14 protein-coding genes are annotated in these 22,284 nt (G+C 71.6%); 3 read left to right on the top strand and 11 right to left on the bottom strand.

Features of this window, described 5'->3' with window-relative positions:
• Positions 1-157: 157 nt before the first annotated feature.
• From opp4C to E1269_RS30145, 6 genes are all read right to left on the bottom strand, one after another.
• Positions 158-1,105 carry an oligopeptide ABC transporter permease gene (gene opp4C / locus E1269_RS30170; RefSeq protein WP_203434225.1) on the bottom strand — a complete coding sequence of 316 codons (948 nt, stop codon included), beginning with the start codon at positions 1,103-1,105 and terminating at the stop codon, positions 158-160.
• Entirely contained in the window at positions 1,102-2,061 is a 960-nt protein-coding gene (locus tag E1269_RS30165; RefSeq protein ID WP_131901655.1) for an ABC transporter permease, read from the bottom strand. Before E1269_RS30165 ends, opp4C begins: the two co-directional genes overlap by 4 nt.
• A gap of 132 nt (positions 2,062-2,193) precedes the next feature.
• The gene (locus tag E1269_RS30160) at positions 2,194-3,813 is read right to left on the bottom strand and encodes an ABC transporter substrate-binding protein (protein WP_131901653.1); all 1,620 of its coding nucleotides are present in this window, start codon (positions 3,811-3,813) and stop codon (positions 2,194-2,196) included.
• Between the two features lie 120 nt (positions 3,814-3,933).
• The gene (locus tag E1269_RS30155) at positions 3,934-4,806 is read right to left on the bottom strand and encodes a fumarylacetoacetate hydrolase family protein (protein ID WP_131901651.1); all 873 of its coding nucleotides are present in this window, start codon (positions 4,804-4,806) and stop codon (positions 3,934-3,936) included.
• On the bottom strand, positions 4,803-5,831 hold the full coding sequence (locus E1269_RS30150; RefSeq protein ID WP_131901650.1) for a Gfo/Idh/MocA family protein: 1,029 nt from the start codon (positions 5,829-5,831) through the stop codon (positions 4,803-4,805). Before E1269_RS30150 ends, E1269_RS30155 begins: the two co-directional genes overlap by 4 nt.
• Entirely contained in the window at positions 5,828-6,883 is a 1,056-nt protein-coding gene (locus E1269_RS30145) for a Gfo/Idh/MocA family protein (protein WP_131901648.1), read from the bottom strand. Before E1269_RS30145 ends, E1269_RS30150 begins: the two co-directional genes overlap by 4 nt.
• A gap of 197 nt (positions 6,884-7,080) precedes the next feature.
• Between E1269_RS30145 and E1269_RS30140 the strand changes: the two genes are divergently transcribed.
• On the top strand, positions 7,081-8,433 hold the full coding sequence (locus E1269_RS30140) for an aspartate aminotransferase family protein (protein ID WP_131901646.1): 1,353 nt from the start codon (positions 7,081-7,083) through the stop codon (positions 8,431-8,433).
• Between the two features lie 258 nt (positions 8,434-8,691).
• On the opposite strand, the gene E1269_RS30135 is transcribed toward E1269_RS30140, so the two are convergent.
• The 4 genes from E1269_RS30135 to E1269_RS30120 form a co-directional block, all read right to left on the bottom strand.
• Complete coding sequence (locus E1269_RS30135; RefSeq protein WP_162606694.1) at positions 8,692-10,929, bottom strand: discoidin domain-containing protein; 2,238 nt, start codon at positions 10,927-10,929, stop codon at positions 8,692-8,694.
• Positions 10,930-10,986: 57 nt separating this feature from the next.
• Positions 10,987-11,991: a D-2-hydroxyacid dehydrogenase gene (locus tag E1269_RS30130; protein WP_131901642.1), complete on the bottom strand. Its 1,005-nt coding sequence runs from the start codon at positions 11,989-11,991 to the stop codon at positions 10,987-10,989.
• A gap of 2 nt (positions 11,992-11,993) precedes the next feature.
• Positions 11,994-13,232, bottom strand: a complete 1,239-nt coding sequence (locus E1269_RS30125) for a mandelate racemase/muconate lactonizing enzyme family protein (RefSeq protein WP_162606693.1) — start codon at positions 13,230-13,232, stop codon at positions 11,994-11,996.
• An 82-nt stretch (positions 13,233-13,314) separates the two neighbouring features.
• Entirely contained in the window at positions 13,315-15,360 is a 2,046-nt protein-coding gene (locus tag E1269_RS30120) for a glycoside hydrolase family protein (protein ID WP_131901638.1), read from the bottom strand.
• 231 nt (positions 15,361-15,591) lie between these two features.
• Between E1269_RS30120 and E1269_RS30115 the strand changes: the two genes are divergently transcribed.
• Positions 15,592-17,835, top strand: a complete 2,244-nt coding sequence (locus tag E1269_RS30115) for an exo-alpha-sialidase (RefSeq protein WP_131901636.1) — start codon at positions 15,592-15,594, stop codon at positions 17,833-17,835.
• On the opposite strand, the gene E1269_RS30110 is transcribed toward E1269_RS30115, so the two are convergent.
• Positions 17,816-20,074 (bottom strand): alpha-amylase family protein, encoded by a 2,259-nt coding sequence (locus E1269_RS30110; RefSeq protein WP_203434224.1) that lies wholly within the window; start codon positions 20,072-20,074, stop codon positions 17,816-17,818. The two genes, E1269_RS30115 and E1269_RS30110, sit on opposite strands and share 20 nt — an antisense overlap.
• Positions 20,075-20,155: 81 nt before the next feature.
• Here E1269_RS30110 and E1269_RS30105 point away from each other — a divergent pair, with 81 nt between their 5' ends.
• Entirely contained in the window at positions 20,156-22,264 is a 2,109-nt protein-coding gene (locus tag E1269_RS30105) for an alpha-galactosidase (protein ID WP_203434223.1), read from the top strand.
• Positions 22,265-22,284: the final 20 nt, after the last annotated feature.

Here is a 22,284-nt window from a genome sequence, read left to right as displayed (position 1 = left end):
GACTCCCCGACCACGCCGACGATCTCGCCCGTGCCGACGCTGAACGCGGCACCGTCCACGGCCCGGACCACGCCCTCGTCGGTACGGAACTCCACCGCCAGGTCGTCGATGACCAGCAACGGCTCGGCGTCCGTGGGCAGGGGCTGTGCCTGCGTCATCATGACCTCCCCGTCTGCCGCGGGTCGACGGCGTCGCGCAGCCCGTCGCCGACGAAGTTCACCGCGAGCACCGTCATCGCGATCGCCAGGCCCGGCGGCAGCCACAGCCACGGCATCGACTGGATGACCGTCAGGCTTTGCGCGTCGTTGAGCATGTTGCCCCAGCTGGCCTGCGGCGGCTGGACGCCGAGCCCGAGGAAGGACAGCACCGCCTCGGCGAGGATGGCGCCGGCCACCGAGATGGTGCCGACCACGACGATCTGGCCCATGGCCGCGGGCACGATGTGCTTGCGCAGGAGCCAGCGGCGGGGAGCTCCGGCAACCCGGGCCGCGTGCAGGTACTCGCGTTCGCGCACGGCCAGCGTGACGCCACGCACCAACCGGGCCGGCGTGGGCCAGGTCGTGGACGCGATCGCCAGGATCAGGATGGGGATGCTCGGCCCGAGGATGCCGGCCAGCACGATGATGACGACGATGGGCGGGAACGACAGCACCATGTCCGCGGTGCGCATCAGCACGCTGTCGACCCAGCCGCCGAACAGCCCGGCCACCGCGCCGACCACCGTCCCCAGCAGCACTGACAGCAGCGCCGCGGCCACGCCGACCAGCAGCGAGACCCGGGCGGCGTAGATGAGCCGGGCGAACACGTCACGGCCAGAGGCGTCCGTGCCCAGCCAGTGCTCGCCGGACGGCGCCTGGCGGATGGCCCCGAGGTCGACGGCGTTCGGCGACTGCCCGGCGATCAGCGGCGCGAACACCGCCAGCACCAGGATGACCAGCAGGAAGATCGAGCCGGCCACCGCGACCTTGTTGCGGCGGAACCGGCGCATCGCCATCGCGGCCGGAGAGCGGCGACGGCTGCGGGCGCCGGTGGTCGACTCCGCGGCCACCACGTCCTGCGCGGTGGCGACGTCGGGAGTGTCGAGGGACGGTCGCAGCTCGCTCATGTCACCTTCACTCTCGGGTCGACGACGGCGTAGGCGAGGTCGGCCACCAGGTTGCAGACCAGCACCAGCGCGGCCACGTAGAGCGCGAACCCGACGATCACCGGATAGTCCTGCGTGGTCACCGCCCGCACCGCCAGCTGGCCCATGCCCGGCCAGGCGAACACCTGCTCCAGCACGACCGCGCCGGCCAGCATCTGCGGGATGTTGATCATAATGATGGTGATGAGCGGGATCAGCGAGTTACGCAACGCGTGCCTGGTGACCACCCGCGCCGGCGATCCGCCCTTCGCCTCGGCGGTGCGCACGTAGTCGGCGGAGAGCTCGTCGATCAGGCTGCCGCGCACGTACCTGGTGAGTGGGCCCGCACCGGCCAGGCCGAGGATGGCCGCGGGCATGATCAGGTGCTTCAGGATGTCGGCTCCGCCTCCGCCGCCCGCCGTCGACATGCCCGACGACGGCAGCCAGCCCAGCTGCAGCGAGAAGACGTAGATGGCGACGATGCCGAGGAAGAACGACGGCACCGAGATGACGCCGAGGCTCAGCGCCGCGGCCGCGTAGTCGACGCTGGTGTTGCGGCGGACCGCGGCCACCACGCCCAGCGGGATCGCGATCAGCAGCGAGATGCCCAGCGCCGTCGACATCAGCAGGATCGTCGGGCCGAGCCGCTCCAGCAGCAGCTCGCTGACCGGCTGCCGGTTGACGAACGACGAGCCGAGGTCACCGGTGATCGCGTCGAGGAACCACCGCCCGTACTGCACCAGGATGGGGTCGTCCAGCCCGAGCTCCGCGCGCCTGGCCTGGATGAACGCCTCGCTGCCCTCTTGCAGGTCCTCCGGCCTGATCATCATCCGGACCGGGTCGCCCGGTGCCGCGCGGACCAGCAGGAACACGCCGATCCCGATCAGGACGAAGACGACGATGTTCACCACGATCCGCCTGACGACGAACGCCGTCACCGCTCACCTCCTCCTCCCCTCCCCGTTGATCTTGGAGTTTCCGCGGAATCCATCGGACATATCGCCCTGGGATTCTGCGGTTACTCCACGATCAACGGGGTGCGCGGGGGTTGCCGCTGCCTTCGGGTCCGCTCATCCGTCGAGGGACCACTCCTGGACGTTCCAGAACGGGTTCGTGAAGTCGCCGTTCGGCACGAAACCGGAGAGCCGGTCGCTGTGCGCCCAGATCGTGTCCGGGTTGTACAGGTAGATCATCGGCACCTCGGCGTTCTCGATCTGCCCGGCCTGCCGGTACAGGTCGTACCGGGCAGTCTCGTCGACGGTGGCGTTGGCCTCCAGCATCAGCGCGTCGAACTCCTCGTTGCACCAGTACGACAGGTTGCCGCCGGTCGGGTAGAAGGTGTCGCAGCCGTTGATCGCGTAGACCGCGAAAGGCTCGGTGGCGTAGTTGCCGCCGCCGTACAGCGTCATGTCGTAGGTCCCGTTGTTCATCATGTCCGTCAGCTGGCCCGGCTGCACCTGGTTGAGCTCGAGCTTGATGCCCACCTCGCCCAGCTGGCTCTCCAGGACGGTCGCCGCGGTGTCGCGGTCGCGCTGACCGGGAATCCACGTGAGCGTGATCACCTGGTTCGGGTCCCAGTTCATCTCCGCCAGCAGCTCGCGGGCCCGGTCGGGGTCGTACTCGTAGGTCTCCAGGCCGTCCGGGAGCGCGTCGTTCATGAAGCTGGAGTTGACCGGCTGCGCGTGGCCACCGAGTGCCTCGTCGATGAGCTGCTGCCGGTCGATGGCGTAGAGCATCGCCTGGCGGAGCCGGACGTCCTGCAGATACGGCTTCTTCTCGTTGACCGAGGTGCGGATGTAGCCGGCGCCGGGACCGGAGCCGACCTCGATACCGTCCAGCGCCTCGACGGTTTCCAGGTCCGCCGGCGAGATCTGCACCAGGTCCATCTCACCGGTGCCGAGCTGCGCGGTGGCGACGTCGGAGGTGACCGGGCGCAGGTAGATCTCGTCGATGTCCACCTCGCCCTCGCGGAACGCGGGGTTCTTCACCAGGTGGACGTACTGGTCGGTGCGGTACTCCTGGAAGACGTACGGCCCGAGACCCACGGTCGGCGCCTGGGTGAAGAACTCCGTGGTGTCCATCTCGTCGATCGGCACGCTCTCGAGCGCGTGCTGAGGCACGATCCAGATGTTCCCGGTGAGGCCCACGAGGCCCACGTTCGGCTTGGCCAGCTGGATCTGGAAGGTGTGGTCGTCGGGTGCGGTGAAGCCGGTGACGGTGTCGGCGGTGCCGGCGGCCACCTCGGGCGCGCCGACGACGTCGGCGAAGCGGCCGGACGCGGTGCTGCCGGTGTCGGGGTCGGCCATCAGGTTGTACGTGAACACGACGTCCTCGGCCGTGAACGGTTCGCCGTCACTCCAAGTCAGGCCCTCCTGGAGGGTGTAGGTGATGGTCAGGCCATCCTCGGAGATCTCCGGCATGTCGACCGCCAGGCGCGGGTACAGCTCGTAGTCGGGGTCGACGCCAAGCAGCGAGTCGTAGATGAGGTTCATCACGATGCCGTCCGAGCCGTTGGCCGGTGCCATCGGGCTCCAGTTCGCGGCCGGCGGCTGGTAGAGGTACGCGTTCAGCGTGGTGTCCTCGGACGCGCCGTTCGTGCCCTCGTCACCGGCACTGCCGGTGTCGTCGTCCTGGGTCGGATCGGAACAGGCGGCGACGGCGAGGACCATGGCCATGCCGGCGGAGATCACGGCTGCGCGTTGCGCTCGGGAACGTCTCACAGCTACCTCTCAGATGGTCTGTTCGGGCCGGGACCGCCCCGGCTCGGGGGTGGTTGGCGCGGCCGGCGCACCGGCCGTTGGCCACATTGATCACACGACGCGGTTGGTGAGGATGCCGAGACCGGCGATGCGCACCGTCATCTCGTCACCGGAGGCCAGATAGGTTCCCGAGGCGGCACCGACCCCGGCGGGCGTGCCGGTCAGGATGATGTCGGTGGGCTCGAGGGTGACCAGCCGCGACGCGAACGAGACCAGCTCGGCCACGCTGAAGATCATGTCGGCGGTGCTCCCCTTCTGCCGGAGCGTGCCATTGACCTCGAGCGTGACGTCGAGGCCCTGCGGATCGGGCACCTCGTCGGCCGTGACGAGGTAAGGGCCGTACGGGCAGAACCCGTCCGGCCACTTGCCGGCGAGCCAGTCGAAGAAGCCGACCGCGGGAGACGAGGTGTCGCGCTCGTACCCGTAGTCGACCGAGCGGGCCGACACGTCGTTGCCCACGGCGTAGCCGGCTACGTGGTCCAGCGCCCGCGCCAGCGGGATGTCCTTGCCGCCGCGTCCGACGACGACCACCAGCTCGGCCTCCCAGTCCACCTGGCTGCTGATGGCGGGCAGTGCGATGTCGGCGCCAGGATCGGCGACGGCCGTACCGGGCATGAGGAACAGCCGCGGCGCCAAAGTGGTTTTGTCCAGCGGCTCGCCGCCGCCCTCGGCCACGTGGTCCTGGTAGTTGGCGGCCACGGCCAGCACCTTCGTAGGGCGCGTGATCGGGGCCAGGACTCGCAGGTCGGCGATCGGGTGTTCGCCGACGGCGTCAGGTGGCCGCCAGCCGGTGGTCGTCCCGGCACCGGACTCGACGACGGCGGCGAGGTCGCCGTCGCCCAGTTCTGCCACGGTGCTCTCCGCCTCGTCGGCGACGAAACCGTGGCGGGTGACGCCCTCGCGGACGTAGGTGACCAGCTTCATCGGCTGCCTTCCTCGCTGTCGGGGAGTTCAACGGGGACGCCGGACGCGGCCGAGGCGCGGGCCGCGTCGACGATCTCGGCGACGTGCAGGGCATCCGCGGGTCCAGGGCTGGACGACCGGCCGGCGGTCACCGCCGCGTGCAACACGTCGAGGAGCCGGCCGACGGTACTGGCGCCGTGCCACGTGGCACCGGTGGCCTCGGCCCGGCGCACCGCGACGGCGGGCCGGGCCGCGTCGACGTCGAGCACGCCGTGCGAGCCGCTGATCCGGTACCGGTGCACGGCGAGTCCGGCCGGCCGGGTGTCGGCCAGCGCGCGCATCCGCCCGACACTGACGGTGCTGGTGACGCCGTGGTCGTGGGTCAGGAAGAGCAGCGCGAGGTCGTCGGCGGGCCCGTCGTGCCAATGCCGGGTGATCCGCGCGTGCACCTGGCGCACCCGCTGCCCGGTCAGCGCGAGCACCACGTCGATCGGATAGACGCCCAGGTTGGCCAGCTCGCCGGCCTCCGACGGCGTGCCGCCGGCCACCAGGAAGTCGGCCTGCACGTTCCACGGCAGACCGACCCTGCCGCCGGCCACAGCGGCCAGGGCCGATCCGATCATCGGGTGGAACCGCTGGTGGTGGGCCGGCAGGCAGACCAGGCCGGTCTCGGCGGCGACGGCGCCGACCTCGCGGCACTCGGCTGCGGTCAGGGCCAGCGGCTTGTCGACCAGGACGTGCTTGCCGGCACGAAGCGCGGCTGTGACCGCCTCGACCCGCAGCCCCGGCTCGACGCAGACGCTGACGACGTCGACGGCGGGATCGGTGAGCCCGTCGCGCCAGCTGGCCGCCGCCGGGACGCCGAGCTTGGCCGCGAGGCGATGTCCGGTGGAGCTCGATGCTCCGGCAGGCGTGTCGGCGACACCGACCACCTCGAAGCCCGGGTGCGATCCGAAAGCGGGCAGGTACATGTCCTGCTGGTGGTCCTGGTCCGGCCCGAGCCCGGCGAAGCCGAGCAGCAGCACCCCGAGGGCCCGGTCGCTCATGCGGGCACACCTCCGAGGACCTCGGCGACGGAGACCGGCTCGCCCCGCTCGATCGACCGCTCCGCGGCGACGCCCAGAGCCACCGCGCGGAGCGCGTCAGCCGGAGTCATCGCGGCGTCGGCGCCGCCGTCGATCGCGTCCAGCCACGCGCCGAGCTGAACCGCGAACCCGTCGCTGGCCTGTGGGTGCAGCAGCGCCGTGCCTGACTCCGTCACGACGGTGGATCCCCACCCGTCGGTCGGGAGCTGCAGGATGCCGTCGGTGCCGACAACCAGAACGTCGCGCCGGTCCAGCGACGCCGGCCGGTGGCCGCGGCTCATCTCGCAGACCGCACTGGCGCCGTTGTCGTAGTCGATCGTCATCTCCAGGTAGTCGTGGATACCGAGCTCCGCGGCGGTCTGCTTGCGGCCGCGGGCATAGACGCTCACCGGCTCGGCGCCGATCCACCACGTCACCAGGTCGAGCAAGTGGACGCCGTTGTGCAACGCGTGCCCGCCGGAGACGCCCGGGTCGACCACCCAGGCCCGCCAATCCGGCCAGATCCAGCCGCCGAGCAGCGCCAGCCGGGCGAACACGGGCGTGCCGACCGCACCGCCGCCGATTGCGTCGGCGACCGCGCGGGCGTAGTCGTAGAAGCGGTGGGTGTGCGCCGCCATCACGGTCGTGCCGGCCTGCTCGAACGCGTGGATCACTCGGCGAGCGGACGGAACGTCGACGGAGAGCGGCTTCTCGACCAGCAGGTGCTTGCCGGCCGCCGCGACCTGAAGAGCGATCGCCTCGTGCGTGACGTTCGGGGTGCAGACGATGGCGGCGTCCACGTCCGGTCGGGCCAGCGCCTCGGCCAGGTCGGTGGTCCACGGCACGCCGCCGGCCGTGCGGCCCGCCGTCGCGGCGCGCCCGGCGTCGACGTCGACGATCCCGGCCAGGTGCGCGCGATCGCTGGTCCGCAGCGCGGCACCGTGGTGGTCGGCGATGAAGCCGGCGCCCACGATCACCACACCCAAGGACGGTTGCCCGGCCGTGCCGCCGGCAATCACGGAATGGCGTGCCATGCCGAGTCATCCTTGGGCCGCCTGTCCCACTGTGTCAAGACTCCTCACTGTGTCGATCACGTAACGCGACGCAAAATGGAACGTCTTGCCATGCTCCGTTGAGCCACTTACGCTCTCGTCCAACGACACCACCGAGATGCGTCGTCCGGCGACCGCGCAACAGCCGCCGCCCGAGTCGATGCGGGAACAGGAGTCCGATGGCCCCGGGGATCGGCACCGCAGCCTCCGACCACAACCCACGCGGCAACGCGGCCCGCGGCTGGGCGCTGCACCAGGCCGCGAGCGATGTGATCCCGGGCGGCGTGAACTCCGCGACGCGCTACGTCGGGCACCCGTACGCGTTCGCCGGCGGCGACGGTGCCTACGTCGTCGACCTGGACGGCAACCGCTACCTCGACTACCACGCGGCCTTCGGCGCCATCCTGATCGGTCACAACTCCCCGGTGGTCGACGACCCGGTCCGCGCCGTCGTCGGCACCATCGACCTGTTCGGGCTGGGCGTCACCGAGCTCGAGGTGGAGCTGGCCACCCGGATCACCGAGGTCATCCCGTCCGCGGAGATGATGATCGCCACCATGAGCGGCTCGGAGGCCACCGCGCAGGCGGTCCGGCTGGCCCGCGCCACCACCGGCCGCCAGCTCCTGGTCAAGTTCCAGGGCGGCTTCCACGGCTGGCACGACGCCGTCGCCCGCAACGTCATCTCCGCGCCGGAGCTGGCCTACGGCCGCGACCCGCTGTCGGCCGGCATCCTGGACTCCGCCCTGGACTCAACGCTGATCGCGGAGTTCAACGACCTGGGCTCGGTGCGGGCGCTGTTCGAGCAGTACCCGGAGCGGATCGCCGCGGTGATCCTCGAGCCGATCCCGCACAACGTCGGCGCCCTCGTGCCGACCCAGGAGTTCGTCGACGGCCTGCGCACCCTGACCCGCGACCAGGGCGCGCTGCTCATCTTCGACGAGGTCATCACCGGCTTCCGGCACGCTCTCGGCGGCTACCAGGAGATCTGCGGGGTCGACCCCGACCTCACGACCTTCGGCAAGGGCATGGCCAACGGCTACCCGATCGGCGGCCTGGCCGGTCCGCGTTCGCTGATGGAGCGCTTCGACGGCCAGAAGGGCGACGTGCTGCTGGCGGGCACGTTCAACGGCTACGCCATCGGCGCCACCGCCGCGATCGCGACCATCGACCACCTGCGCGCCAGCCCAGACTTCTACACCCGCACCCACGCGCTGGGCGAGCGGATGCGCGCCGGCCTCGCCTCGATCGTCGAGGAGGTCGGCATCCAGGCCACCGTCGCCGGCTACGGCGGAGTGTTCTCGCTCTACTTCACCGGCGGCCCGATCCGCGGCTACCGCGACCTCATGCGCAACGACAACCAGGCCTACGCCGCCTTCCACCGCCGGATGACCGACGCCGGGTTCCTCATGATCCCGATGTCGCTCAAGCGCAACCACATCTCCGGCGCACACACCGAGGACGACGTGGACCGCACCCTCGAGGCGGCGCGCGAGGTCCTGACCGGCATGAAGGCCGACGGCACGGCCCGCTAGCCGATCCCCGCACGCCCGGCCCAGTCGATGGCCGGGCCGCCTGGTCCGCCATGACCTCGCCCAGCACCCGCACAGCACCTGCTCCGATCGCGGGTCGGTCGCTTCGATCTCGTGCGGCGGCGCGGCCCGCACCTGCCCCCGCGGCGTGGCCACCACGAGGAAACCCGTCACGCCGCGACCAACTGCTGGCCGCGGCGTGACCCCGTCGGAGTCGCAACCGTCACTTCGACGCGTACGTCGGGACAGAACCCTTGGACGTCAGGACTGCTCGACGTCGTCGATGAGGAAGTGGTCGTAGTGGCTGGAGGTTCCGCTGGAGGCGAAACGGTGGCCGGTCAGGGCGGTGATCCCGAGGGTGGATGGCTCGACGGTGCCGATCGACTCGCCGCCGAGGAAGACCTCGGCGCCGTCCAGGGTGGCGTCTACGCGCAGCTCGTGCCAGACCCGTTGGGGTGCGGTGCCGGCCGGGGCGAGCTTCGTCCAGATCTGCGTCTCGTAGGAGTACCAGCCGATGCTGCCGTCGGAGCCGACGTTGAGGTGGTAGGCCGGCACGTCCTCCGCGTCCGCGGTGGAGCCGAGGACGGTGAAGGCGAAGCTGCGGGCGTAGCCGATCGAGTTGACGCGGAAGGCCAGCGACTGCTCGTCGGCCGGGTCGGAGCTCCAGCGAGCCGAGGCGATCTTGTCGATCCAGGCGTCGGTCAGGCGCATGACATGCCGGGAGTCGTCGACGTCGAAGTCGGTGACGGTGGCGCCGATGGCGGAGGTGTAGCCGCGCGGCACCTGGCCGACGGGGTCGTTCTCGAAGGAGTCGACCGTGGAGTAGAGCTCCAGCTCACCGAGGAACTCGAGAGCCTGCGGGTCGGTGTCGGCGACCGTGACGCGGACCTGGCTGGCCTCGACGTCCGGCAGCTCGAAGTAGCGCAGTGCGTACGTCGTGACCGTGCCGGTGTCCAGGACCTCTGTCCAGGTCTCACCGTCGGTGGAGACCTCGACCCGGGCCGCCGACGGCGCGCCGTACTGCAGGTGCAGGCCGATCTGGTTCAGCGTGTAGGTGCGGTCCAGGGTGACGGTGTACGTGCCGTCGCCGCGCGGCCGGCCCTGTACCGCGGCCGAGGCCCAGTCGGCGCTGCCGTCGATCGCGCCCAGCGGGCCGGTCTCCGGCAGCCGGGCGTCGGCGTGGTTCATGTCGGTGTCGATGGTGACGGTGCCGGCCTCGTACTTTCCGAGCAGGTCGATCTTGCCGACGTTCGGCGCGACGACGTCGACGAACTTCTTCCAGACGCGGTACTCGCCGTCGATGGTGAAGCCGGCGTCGGTCTCCGGGCATCCCCAGCTCGGCGCGCAGTTGTCGCCGACGACGAGGACGCGGTTGGCGCCGACGACCGCGTGCGCGCCGTTGCCGGACGAGCCGTGGAAGCGCTGGAAGGACGCGTTGACGCGCGGGTGGTTGACGTAGGTGGTCTGCGCCTGCTCGAAGCTGTGGCCGAGGCCGTCCGGCGAGATGGCGATCCAGTTGTCCGGGCGGCCGAACGTCAGCGTCATGATGCCGTTGGGCAGCAGCCGCAGCACCGGCATCACGCCGGTGGTTGGCGCCGGCTCGCCGGAGGCGGTGGTGATCTGCAGTGGCTGCGGCCGCGACCACGTGCGCCCGTCGTCGCTGGACCGGTTGGTGTAGATCAGCCCGACGTTGGCGCCGCCCGGGGTGCCGGTGCGGTGGACGGCGACCAGCTCGCCGTTGGCGGCCCGGGCGATGCCCGACTCGCCCATCCAGACCCCGTCGGTGAACGTCGCGACGGTCGCGTAGCGATGCCAGGTGCGCCCGCCGTCGGTGCTGCGGGCGAGCTCCGTGCGGTAGCCCGGGTCGCCGGCGTAGGTCGTGTAGTACGTCATGAGCAGGGAGCCGTCGGCGGCGTAGAAGATGTCGCGGTGCACGCGGATGCCGCGGTCGAACTTGGACTCGTCGAAGGACAGGTCGGTGGTGAACGTGGACGGCAGGTCCTTCCACGTCCGGCCGTTGTCGGTGGAGCGACGGGCGATCAGCTCGACGGTGTGGTCGTCGATGACCCGTCGCGGGATGAACTCCACGCCGATGATCGAGCCGTCACGCAGCTTGGAGAACCAGCCGGCGCCGGTGTCGGTGTTGACGCCGCTGGGGAAGGTGAATCCGCCGTCGTCGGAGTGGATCATCGAGGCCTCGCTGTCCGCGGCCGCGACGTCCTCGTTGGACTGCCAGGTCATCTGCACCCGGCGGGTCGGTAGCCCGTCGGCGTCGACGTCGTCGAACGCCTCGACCAAGGCGTTGCCGGCGATGACGCCGGGCACCGGCTCGAAGACCGTGCTGTGGTCGTGCTGTCCGATCACGTAGCCGTTCGGGTCGCCGCCGTCGGTGGGGACGTCGACGTCGCCGCTGGATCCGGTTGACGACGGCACCACCGCGGCGACGAGGCCGGCGAGGGTGACGCTCGTGGCAAGGATGAGAGGCCGAGAAACGCGCATCGCTGCTGCCCTCCAGGACTCGGGGAGCTGCCAGCAGACACGGAAAGTCATTCCATGTCAATGCCGCCAGTCGGCCGGATCGATCTCGTTCAGCAGCGGAGCGCCAGTGCGGTAGCGGTCGAGGTTGCGGGCGAACAGGTCCCACACGCGGTCGGCGAAGTGGGTGCTGCCGGTCGAGCCGGACACGTGCGGCGTGACGATGGTGTTCGGCGCGGTCCAGAACGGGTCGTCCGGCGGCATCGGCTCGCGGTAGTGGCTGTCCAGGGCGGCACCGGCGAGGGTGCCGTCGCGCAGCGCGGCCAGCAGGGCGGACTCGTCGACGACGTGCGCCCGCGCGGGGTTGAGCAGCACCGCGTGCCGGGGCAGCAGCGCCAGCTCTCGGGCGCCGAAGACACCACGCGTCCGCGGCGTCAGCGGCGAGGTGATCGCCAGGACGTCCAGGCCGCGCAGGAACGCGTCCAGCTGGGCCGGCGCGAAGCCGCGGTCGGGCCGGACCTCCTCGAGGGAGTCGTCAGGGTGGTACCGGTGCGGCCGCGGCTCGACACCGCTGCGCGCCACCGCCCACACCTCCAGGCCCAGCGCCCTGCAGAGCCGAGCGACCTCGCGGCCGATGCTGCCGTAGCCGAAGATGCCGACCCGGCGGCCGCGCAGCTCGGACTGGTAGCTCACGTCGCGGTCCCAGCGCCGCTCGGCCTGGTCGCGCAGGCTGTCCGGGAGCCGGCGGGCCAGTGCCAGCATCATCAGCACACACCACTCGGCGATCGGCACGTCATTGACGCCGCTGGCGTTGGTGACGCGCACGCCGGCGGCCAGCTGGCGGCCGGCCAGCTGTTGGTAGCCGGCCGACCCGAGCTGAATCCAGCGCAGCGCCGGCATGTCCTCGGCGTTGGCCGGGACGTGGTCGGCGAACAGGACGGTGCGCTCGCCGATCTCCGCGACCGGCAGCCGCTGCCCTGGCCGGATCGGCTCGCGGCAGTCGACGACGCCGCCGGGCAGCCGCTCGCGGACCCGGGCGAGCCACGCGTCGTGCACCGGCATGGCGACCAGCACGGACTCCGTCACCGTCAGCTCCTCATCACCTTGCCGGGCACGCTGGAGAACTCCTCGACTCCCGGCACGAACGGGAAGCGCTGCTTGATCTCGTCGGTGAGGGTGACGCCGAGCCCGGGCGCCGGCGGCGGGTACAGGACGCCGTCGACGAGCCGGAACGAGTCGCCCCAGATCTCGCGGTGCAGCGGCCCCGCGGCCGGCGGCGCCTCCACGATGTCGGTGTTGGGCGCGGCGAAGGCGCCGTGGACGTTCTGCATCACCGCCGCCCCGGCGCCCCACGCGTGCGGCGCGATGGCGAGCCCGGCGTCGTCGAACGCCATGGCGACCTGCATGAACTCGCCCAGCCCGATCCATGCCGCGTCCGGTTGCGCGATCGACAACGCCCGGTGCGCGGCGAACACCTCGAACTCCGCGGCTGTCGACAGCTGCTCGCCGCCAGCCACCCGCACCGGTGACGACGCCACCAGCCGGGCGTAGCCGGCCAGGTCGCCGTACGGCAGCGGCTCCTCGAACCACCGGACGCCGTACGGTGCCAGCGCGGCCAGGACGGCGGCCGCGGTGTCCGCGTCCCACCTCAGTGCGCTCTCACGGTGGCCCATGTGCCCGTCGAGCAGGACGCCGAGGTCCGGCCCGAACTCGCGGCGGATCGCGGCGAGCTTCGAGACCTCCACCTCGGCGACGGCGTCCGTGCCGCGCCGCCCGACGGCGACCTCCTCGCGGGTCTCCAGGTCCAGGTAGCCCGACGACAGCTTGACCGCGCGGAAGCCCAGGCTGCGGTAGTAACCGACCTTCTCCAGCATTCGGGTCTCCGGCCAGGGAGCGGGGCCGCCGGTGGCGTAAGCCGGCAGCTGGTCGTGCCGGCGCCCGCCGAGCAGCTCGTACACCGGCACGCCCTCGAGCTTGCCCTTCAGGTCCCACAGCGCTGCCTCGATGCCGGCGATCACGGCCGCGCCGAGCCCGACCCGGCCCCAATAGGCACAGCAGGTGCGCATCCGACGGACCAGCGTCGGCACGTCGAGGCCGGTGACCGCGGCGTCGTCGGCGACGAGGATCGGGCGTAGGTAGTCGACGACGAGCGGCACGCTCTCGGGGAAGAAGTAGCCGGCGTAGGTCTCGCCGACGCCCACGTATCCCGGGTCGCCGGTACGCACCTCGATGAATGCGGCGCTGCGCCGCTGCTTGAACGGCAGCAGCCACGGGTCGTCGGTGCACGGCCCGGTGAGCAGCACGGTGGTGACGTCAACGATGCGCATCACAGCTCCCTTCGCGCCTTCCCCTTGATCATCAACGGTTGGCGACGCCATGGCGTCGCCAACCGTTGATGATCAAGGGGAATCAGCGCTCGGTCACCCAGTACGAGTACAGGTCGGTGTTGACCAGGTGGAACCGGAACCTGACCTGCTGCCCCGCGAGGCTCTCCAGCCGGGCCGAGCCGCGCCAGTTCACGGCCGCGGAGAGCCGGTCGCCGTTGATCGGGATCATGGCGTCGGCCGTGAAGCCCGGGATCGGCTCCCCATCGGCGGTCAGGACCTCCACGGTGAGGCTGCCGCCGTCGTGGACCACGGCGTTGACGTTGAGCTGGCCGCCGTCGAACACCACCGGCTTGGTGGTGATCTCGCCCGGGTCACCGACGCCGGGCAGCGACGCGTTGGTCATGGACGCGAAGCCGTCCCGGCGCCAGGTGGCCAGGCCCACGTTGCCGAAGTGCTGGTCGCGGTTGGGGTCGTCGGAGTCGGCGCCGCCGTGGCCGTTCTGGAAGCCGCCGTAGTACATGGTGATCGTCGAGTCGTCGACCAGGATGTTCGAGGCGGTGTAGAGGGCGCCGTCGTCCCACGCGCCGCCCCGGCTCGGCTCGAGCAGTGGCTCGCGCACCGGTCGCTGCCAGCGCAGCAGGTCGCGCGAGCTGGCCAGCTGCGGCAGCACCGGCCCGTCGGCCGCGGTCGCATACTCGCCGGAGGTGTAGTCGGTGGTGAGGAAGACCCAAGGCACGCCGATGTAGGTGCTCTCGTACGGAAGCACCGGCATGCCGTAGATCTGGCCCTCCAGCCCGCCCAGCGCCTCGGCGGCTCCGTCGTCGGCGGAGTCGCCGCTGACCGCGAGCTGCGGCGTGGTCCAGGTCTCCAGGTCCGGGCTGGTCGAGACGAACGCCGACCGCTCGTAGATGCCGGGGGTGCGCGAGGTGAACATGCGCTTCTTGACCGTCGCGATGTACAGCTCGGACCGGGGGTCCCAGGTGGTCTGCACGACGTCGCCGTCGTGGAGCAGCGGGCCGCCCTCCATCGGCGTCCAGTTGTACCCGTCGGGCGAGATCCAGCCCCAGTAGCCGTTGCCGCCGGGCACGCCCGGTGCCGGCTGCGTCTTCATCAGAAAGTATTTCCGGTCCGCCGGCGCGTCCGGGTTGTAGACGACGTGCGCGCCGCTGCCGGCCAGCACGATGTTGGTCTGCGACGCGGGGATGTCCTTGTAGCCGACCCCGGAGACCGTCGAGCGGCCCAGCGGCTTCTCCCAGCTGATGCCGTCGCCGCTCTCGGCGTAGCACGTGTGGTAGCTGGGGGCCTGGTCGTTGAAGCAGGTGTACCACATGCGATAGACGCCGTCGATGAGGTACACCGAGCCGTAGATGTAGCTGCTGTGTTCCCACGGCTGGTCCGGCCGCAGCACCGGGAGCTGCCGCTTCTCGCCCGGGTGCACCACGCGCTCGACGTCGTGCGCGGACTCGATGCGGTAGTCGTCGAGGAACAGCTCCCGCTCGGTACCCAGCTGCGGGTCGTAGGCCGGCGGTTCGGCGGCCAGCTCGACCTCGTCCCAGTAGGACACGCCGGCCCCAGCCAGCGGGCCGTAGACGTGCGCCGTCACGTGCGCGGTCTCCGGCGGCGCGACCCCGGTCACGGTCACCGTCTGCCAGTCGGCGCTGAACTCCGGCTCGGCGTGGGTGACGCCGATGCGGTTGCGGTTGAAGTCCCAGAACTCCAGGTACAGCCAGGCCGGACTGCCGCTGCGGCCCTTCAGTCGAGCCGTCAGCGTGTAGGCGTCGCCGGCGGTCGCGACGACGCGCTCACTGCGGACCGAGACGGCGCTGCCGGCGACGTCGTTGATCTCCAGCGAGCCGAGACCGGCGGTGCGGTAGGCGCCGAGGTTGACGACGTTGGCGCCGTCGGCGTTGCCCTCGACCCCCCAGCCGATCGGATGGCCGGAGCGGTCACCGGCGTCGAACGCGCCGTTCTGCAACAGCACGCCGGGCTTGCCGACGACGGGCTGCGGCAACGGCTGCGCGGCGACGAACACCGACGACGACACCGCGACGGCCGCGACGACGGCGACGGCGGCCGATCCCGACCGGGCCAGCCGGCCGAACCACTGCGGATGAACCTTGCTGACCATGGCGACTCCCTGAGGCGGCGGGGCGGCGGCGGAACCGCGGCCGGGGTGGCGGTGCGCAGGGCTGTGGCACGTCGCGTGCTACCGGGGAGGGAACACGGCGAACGGTTCCATGTCAAGGATTCGTCCAGCTTGCGCCGGTATTGACGATGACAGCAGCGAGGGACTACGGTCCGCCGCACGTGTATGGAACGGAATTTCACTCAGTCGTCCGTCGAGTGTCGGGAGTTCCTCATGCCACGTCTCTCCAACGTCGTCAGCGGCCTGGTCGGCTTCTCCGCCGCGGTCGCGCTGCTCGCCACGAACCTCGGACCCGACGACCCGGTGGACCGGGCGGCGGACCTGCCGGTGGAGGCGGAGAACCCGCTGCCGGCCGGCGACGGGCCGGATCCGGCCGCCTACGCGACCGGCATCGGCCCGCACTGGAACGTGCTGAACTGGGGCCCCGGCCCGCGCGCCGTCGTGCCGGCGTCGTTCGGCATGGACACGGTGGTCGACGGGCGGACCGAGCAGAAGGTCTTCGTCTCGTCGATCGTCAACGACGACGTCGCGTCGGCCGACTCGATCCTCAACATGTCCGTCTCCGACGACTCCTCGGTCTCGTTCCTCACCACGCAGCGGAACTACCCGGTCAGCTCGCTGAACATGACCCGGCTGCCGGACGGCTCGCTGTTCGCCATCGACTTCATCCCGGAGTGGGCCGACGCCGAGCGCACGTCGGTGTACCTGCGCTCGTGGCACTCGGCCGACGAGGGCAAGACCTGGCGCCTCGTCGAAGGGCTGTTCCGGCCGCCGGACGGTGAGCAGTTCGCCGGCACCGACCGCGGGCTTCGCGTTCACCGCATCCCGATGGTGCTGGACGACGGCGCGATCGTGGTGCCGGTGTACACGGCGTACCGGTCCACCGGCCGCCGGATCAGCGCGTTCCTCCAGTCCACCGACGGTGGGCAGACGTGGACGCAGCGCTCGTTCGTGCCGTCCGACATCGGCACCAACGAGGTCGGCTGGTCGCGCACCGCGGACGGCCGGCTGGTCGCCGTGCTGCGGACCGAGGGCGAGCACCCGTCGCGGCTGCGGGTCAGCTTCTCCGATGACGACGCGCACACCTGGACGCCGGCCGAGCCGCTGCTGGACCCCGACGGCAACCAGGTGGTCGGCATCTACCCGGACGTCGTGCTGCAGCCCAACGGCGTCATGCTGCTGAGCACCGGCCGCCCGGACAACCGCGCCTACGTCGATCACGACGGCACCGGCGAGACGTGGGACGAGGAGGCGACGGTGTACGTGCGCTACCCGTCGGAGACCGGCAACGGCCGGTACGACGGGTCCAGCGGCAACACCACGATGGTGAACGTCGACGCCGATCGGACGGTGTTCTTCGGCGACCTCTGCCACGTCTGGGGTTGCAAGGCTTACCACGAGCAGTACGGCGTCTTCGCCGCGTACGTCCACGCCGTGACCCCCGGCACCGGGAAGATCGATCTGGAGACGAAGCTGCTCAACGGCACGGCGACGGTCACCGGCACGTTCCCGCGCCGGCCCGACCCGCGCTTCCCCGAGCAGCGCCCGGAGGGCGCGTTCGACGGAAGCTCCCGGCCGCACTCCGCCGCCGTGCTCACCACGCGGCGCGGTGAGCCGTCCATGACCGTCGAGCTGGACCGCGAGTACACCCTGAACCGGATCGGGCTGATGCTCGGCTCCGGCCAGCCGCTCGACGCCACGGTCCAGCTCTCGGTGGACGGCGAGACCTGGAGCGAGCCGGTGGTCGTTGCCGACGACACCCGCGACTACGCGATGCGCTACACCGACATCGACCCGCAGCCGGCCCGGTTCGTGCGCGTGACGGGTGCGGCACAGGTCGAGACGCCGGTGACGGAGATCGAGTTCTACGCCGCGGACGTCGACACGTTCGAGAACGACCCGCTCTACGGCATCCCGCGCGGTTTCACCGACAGCAGGAACACCACGGTCACCGACCAGGAGCTCGGCGGACACGACAGCGCCTCCTCGCTGCGCCTGTTCGACAAGTTCTTCGACGACAACGCCGTGGCCAGCACCGTCACGTCCGATACCACGCGGCAGGTCACGTCGTTCCAGTGGGCCACCAACGACTACCGCGGGCCGTTCACCTTCGCCGTCGACGGCCTCGACGGCGACCAGCCCACCCAGCCGTGGCGGTTCCGTCTCCTGCCCGGCACCACCGCGCAGCCGGCGCAGATGCTGGAGGTCTCCGACGGCTCGGCCTGGACGGCGCTGGGCCGGCTCAGCGCTCCGATCGCGCTGAACACGTGGGTGCCGGTCACGGTCGACGCGTCCGTGGACGAGGCGACCGTGACCATCGGCGGCGACACGTTCACCACCGGCACCACCGCCGAGGCCGCCGACACCCTGGCCGGGGTCACGTTCACCACCGGCGACCTCATCGAGTACGGCATGTCCTTCTTCATCGACGATCTGGTCATCTCCCCTGGCGGGTGAGCTCCAGCCAGGTCACCGGGTCACCGTCGACGGCGGCGGGCGGCGCGAGCGCGAGCCCGTCCGCCGTCGACCGGCGCACCGACTCGCTGCGCCGGCCGTTCAGCGTGTGAGCGACGACGGTGACCTGCTCGCCGTCGTCGACGAAGCGCAGCACGACCCGGCCGGCGCCGCGAGTGACGACCCCGATCCGCCGCGCCCGTGCGAAGCCATCGCCGTCGTCGTCGAGGGCAGCGACGGCGACGTCGACGTCGGCGGCCAGCAGGTCGCCGTACTCGCGCACGCCGGGCGCGCCGAGGAAGTCGTGTACGCGCAGCGCCACCAGGACCGGCACGTCGTCCTCGAACCGCACCCACGACGACGACCGCGCGCCGGTCACCGGCCCCAGCCCGCCGGCGCCGATCGCCTCCAGCCGGAACCGCGTGTTCCGCCGGCTCAGCCGGACCAGCCCGTTGTGCAGAGCCACCAGCTCCGGCGGGCACGAGCTGTCGGAGAGGTCGCGGGTGAACGCGCCGAGCATGCCCAGCGGGCCGGCGCCGACGGAGTCGAACCAGATGTCGGCCTGGTGCGCCCAGTCGTAGCCGCCGGAGCCGTAGCTGACCACGCCGAGCTCGCCCAGCAGCCGGCCGAAGAACAGCCGCCGGTTGACCTCGGCGTGGTACTCGTGCGCGTTGAGCCAGAGGTCGTCGACGCTGTGCACGTCGACATACGGCGCGAACAGCGGCGACAGCGCGTAGTACATGACGACGACATCGGGGTCGGCGGCGCGCAGGGCGCCCACCACGACCTCCAGCGCCAGCCCCAGCAGCCGCTCGCCGCCGAAGGCCGGGTCAGACGGCGCGCAGCGGGACAGGTCCGGGATCTCGTAGCCGAAGTCGAACTTCACCAGCGCCGGCCGGTACCGCGCGACGAACGCGGCGATCCGCTCGCGCAGCACCTCCCGCACGCCGGCCCGGGTCACGTCGAACAGGAAGTACGGCGCGTCGGCCGGGCCGAGCACGACCGGGGCTCCGTCGGGGCCGCGCAGCAGGTCCGCCTCGCCCAGCCCGTGGGTCGCCGGGTCGTCGCAGCGCAGGAACGCCGCCCACAGCCCGACCAGCAGGCCGCGCCCGCGGATGCGCTCGAGCGTCGCCTCGAACGCGGGGAACCGGTCCGCCGCGTGCTCGAGCCGCCCGTACTCGCCCTCCCACTTGTCGTCGACGACGACCATGCCGACGTCCAGCCCGGACGCCACCAGCTGCGCGTCGATCGTGTCCAGCGCGGCCTGGTCGAAGCGCTGCGAGGCCCGGCCCGCGGCCAGCTGCGCGCCCCAGGTGTTGAACTGCGACGCGGTCGCCGCGGCGGCCTTGTTCGGCGACGACGGCGCCACCGCGACGGCGCCGGTCTCGACCAGGGCGCGCTGGTAGGCGCGGATCGCCTCGGGGTATCCGGCGCCGACGGTCCACACCAGCCGCGCGCCCAGCTCGAACCCGCCCGGCCCGCGCAGATGCCCCCACAGGTCGCCGCGCAGCTGGAGCACCGGCGCGAACCGCTCGTCGCGGAAGCGCAACAGCAGGTCACCGGCCGGCAGGTCGGCCAGCCCGACGCAGAACGCGTCGCTCAGCCCGGTGGTCAGCGCGCCCGGCTCGACCGGGTGCGGGGTCGAGCCGATGCCGCAGACGTAGTGCACCGGAAGGCCCCACTGCTGGCGTGGCCCGACGACACCACCGCCGCCGCGGCCGAGCCACGTCGTCGTGTCCAGCTTCGTCTGGGTGTGGATCAGCGGGCTGGTCACGGCCGACCCGGAGACGCCGGGGTGCACGAGATACCGGCAGTGCAGACCGGGTGCCGGCTCGTCGGTGCCGTCGGCGCTGGTCTCGCCGGTCTCGGGCGGCTGGGCGAAGTAGTGCAGCGACACGACGTCCACGGGTCCGTCGAGGGTGAGCGCTACCAGCTCCAGCCAGCACCGCTCCGCCTCGAACCGCCAGGTGAGCGTGAGCGTGTCGGCGCCGTTGACCTTCGTGTAGGTGACGACGAGCCGGTCGCCGTCCACGTCGGCGCGGTCCACCACGCCGGGCGACCAGCGCGCCGTGGCGCCGTCGGCCGCGGTCACCACCGCCGGCTGCATCGGCGCGGTGACGATCGTGCGGGCCCGCCGGTCGGCCAGCTCCATGACGTCGCGGTCGCGGTCCCAGCTCCAGAGGTAGGACGTGCCGGTGACCCGGACCCCGTCGTGGTCCAGCCGTGGCGTCGGCGCGGTCATGGGCCGCCTCCAGTCCGTCGGTCGTCGGTCCGTCGGCGCAGAACCTTGACATGGAACAGCGTCCCACGTCTAGTGTCTGGCGTGACCGACTCGACCGCGATCCGCCACCTGCCGGACCACGACGCCTTCCTGCTGACCGGCTCCGGCTTCTCCTACGCCTTCGCCGTCGGCGCCGACGGCAGCCTGCGCCACCTGCACTGGGGCGGTCCGCTGGGGGCGTCCGACGTCGCGGCGCTGCTGGGCGACGACGCTCGCGACTTCGGCTCCAATACGTGGTCGCACCCGCGGGCGCACACCGAGGAGCTGGTGCAGCACGGCGGGCGCCGGTTGGACGAGACCGCGCTGAAGGTGGAGTTCGCCGACGGCGTCCGCGCGCTGGACCTGGCTTACGCAGGACACCGGATCGCCGGCGACGAGCTGGCCGTGACGCTCACCGACCGGCACTACCCGTTCGACGCCGTGCTGAGCTACCGGGTGCGCCCGGACGAGGGGGTCCTGGAGCGTCGGTGCGAGCTGGTCAACCGCGGCGAGCACCCCGTCGTCGTCGACCGGGCCGCGTCGGCGAGCTGGCCGCTGCCGTGGCGGCCGCGATGGGAGGCGACCTGGCTGGCCGGCATGTACGCCGCGGAGACCCAGGTGACGCGGCGAGCGCTGGGGCCCGGCCGGCTGGTGCTGGAGTCGCGCCGCGGCATCCCCGGCCACGCCGCGCAGCCGTGGCTCGCCCTGGACGCCGGCGCCGGCGACACGACCGGCGAGGTGTGGAGCGTCGCGCTCGCGTGGAGCGGGTCGTGGCGCCTCGTCGGCGAGCTCGCCTTCGACGGCCGGCTGCACGTCACCGCCGGCGTCAACGACTACGACCTGCGCCTGCCGCTGGCACCGGGCACCTCCTGGACGACCCCCGTCGTCGCCGGCGTCTACACCGCGGCCGGCCACGACGACCTCACCGACCGGTGGCACCGCTACGAGCGCCGCCACGTCGCGCCCCGGCCGGACACCATCCGGCCGGTGCTCTACAACAGCTGGGAGGCCACGTTCTTCGACGTCCGCCCGGAGTCGCAGGTCGAGCTGGCCCGGCGGGCCGCCGGCCTCGGCGCGGAGCTGTTCGTGGTCGACGACGGCTGGTTCGCCGGCCGCGACGACGAGAGCGCCGGCATCGGCGACTGGACGCCGGACGCGCGGCGCTTCCCGGACGGGCTGGCGCCGCTGGCCGAGGAGGTGCACCGGCTCGGGATGCGCTTCGGCGTGTGGGTCGAGCCGGAGTCGGTGAGCCCGGACAGCGAGCTGTTCCGCGCCCACCCCGACTGGATCTTCCAGTGGCCGACCCGGCCCCGCACGCTGGCCAGGCAGACCCACCTGCTGGCGCTGAGCCGGCCGGAGGTCCGCGACCACCTGGTCACGGCGCTGGACGGGCTGCTGTCCTCAGCGCCGATCGACGCGCTGAAGTGGGACCTGAACCGGCCGCTCACCGAGGCCTCCGACGGCGTCGATGCCAGCTCACCGTGGATCGCGCAGGTCGAAGGGCTCTACGAGGTGATCGACCGGGTACGGGCGCTGCACCCCGGCGTCTGGATCGAGAGCTGCGCCTCCGGCGGCGGCCGGGCCGACCTCGGCATCATGTCCCGCACCGAGTGGACCTGGCCCAGCGACAACACCGACGCCCTGGAGCGGTTGGCGATCCAGCACGGCTACCTGCGCGCGCACTCGCCGCACACGATGATGGCCTGGGTCACCGACTCGCCCACCTACCTGACCAAGCGCGAGATCCCGCTGCGGTTCCGGTTCCACTCCGCGATGTGCGGACTGCTCGGCATCGGCGGGAACCTGGCCACGTGGTCGACGGACGAGCTGGCCGGGGCCGCCGAGCACGTCACCCGCTACAAGCACATCCGCACGACGGTCCAGTTCGGCACGGTGCGCCGGCTGGACGCGGACGCGCCGGACGACGTCACCGCGCTCAGCTACCAGGCGCCCGACGGCGGCCAGCTCGCGGTGTTCGCGTTCGCCCCGTCGGTGCGGCACCTGCGCCGGACGGTGCTGCTGCGGCTGCGCGACCTCGACCCGGCCGCCGTCTACGTCGACGCGGACACCGGCGCCCGGCACAGCGGCGCGCTGCTGATGCACCACGGCCTGCGCGTCCCGCTGGTGGGCGACTACGCCAGCGCCCTCGTCGTCCTGGACCGCGCACCCTGACACCCCCGTTGCCCCCGCTC

This window comes from Jiangella asiatica, from assembly GCF_004349065.1.
GTDB classification, from domain to species: domain Bacteria; phylum Actinomycetota; class Actinomycetes; order Jiangellales; family Jiangellaceae; genus Jiangella; species Jiangella asiatica.
This window is presented reverse-complemented; position numbering and strand designations above follow the sequence as displayed.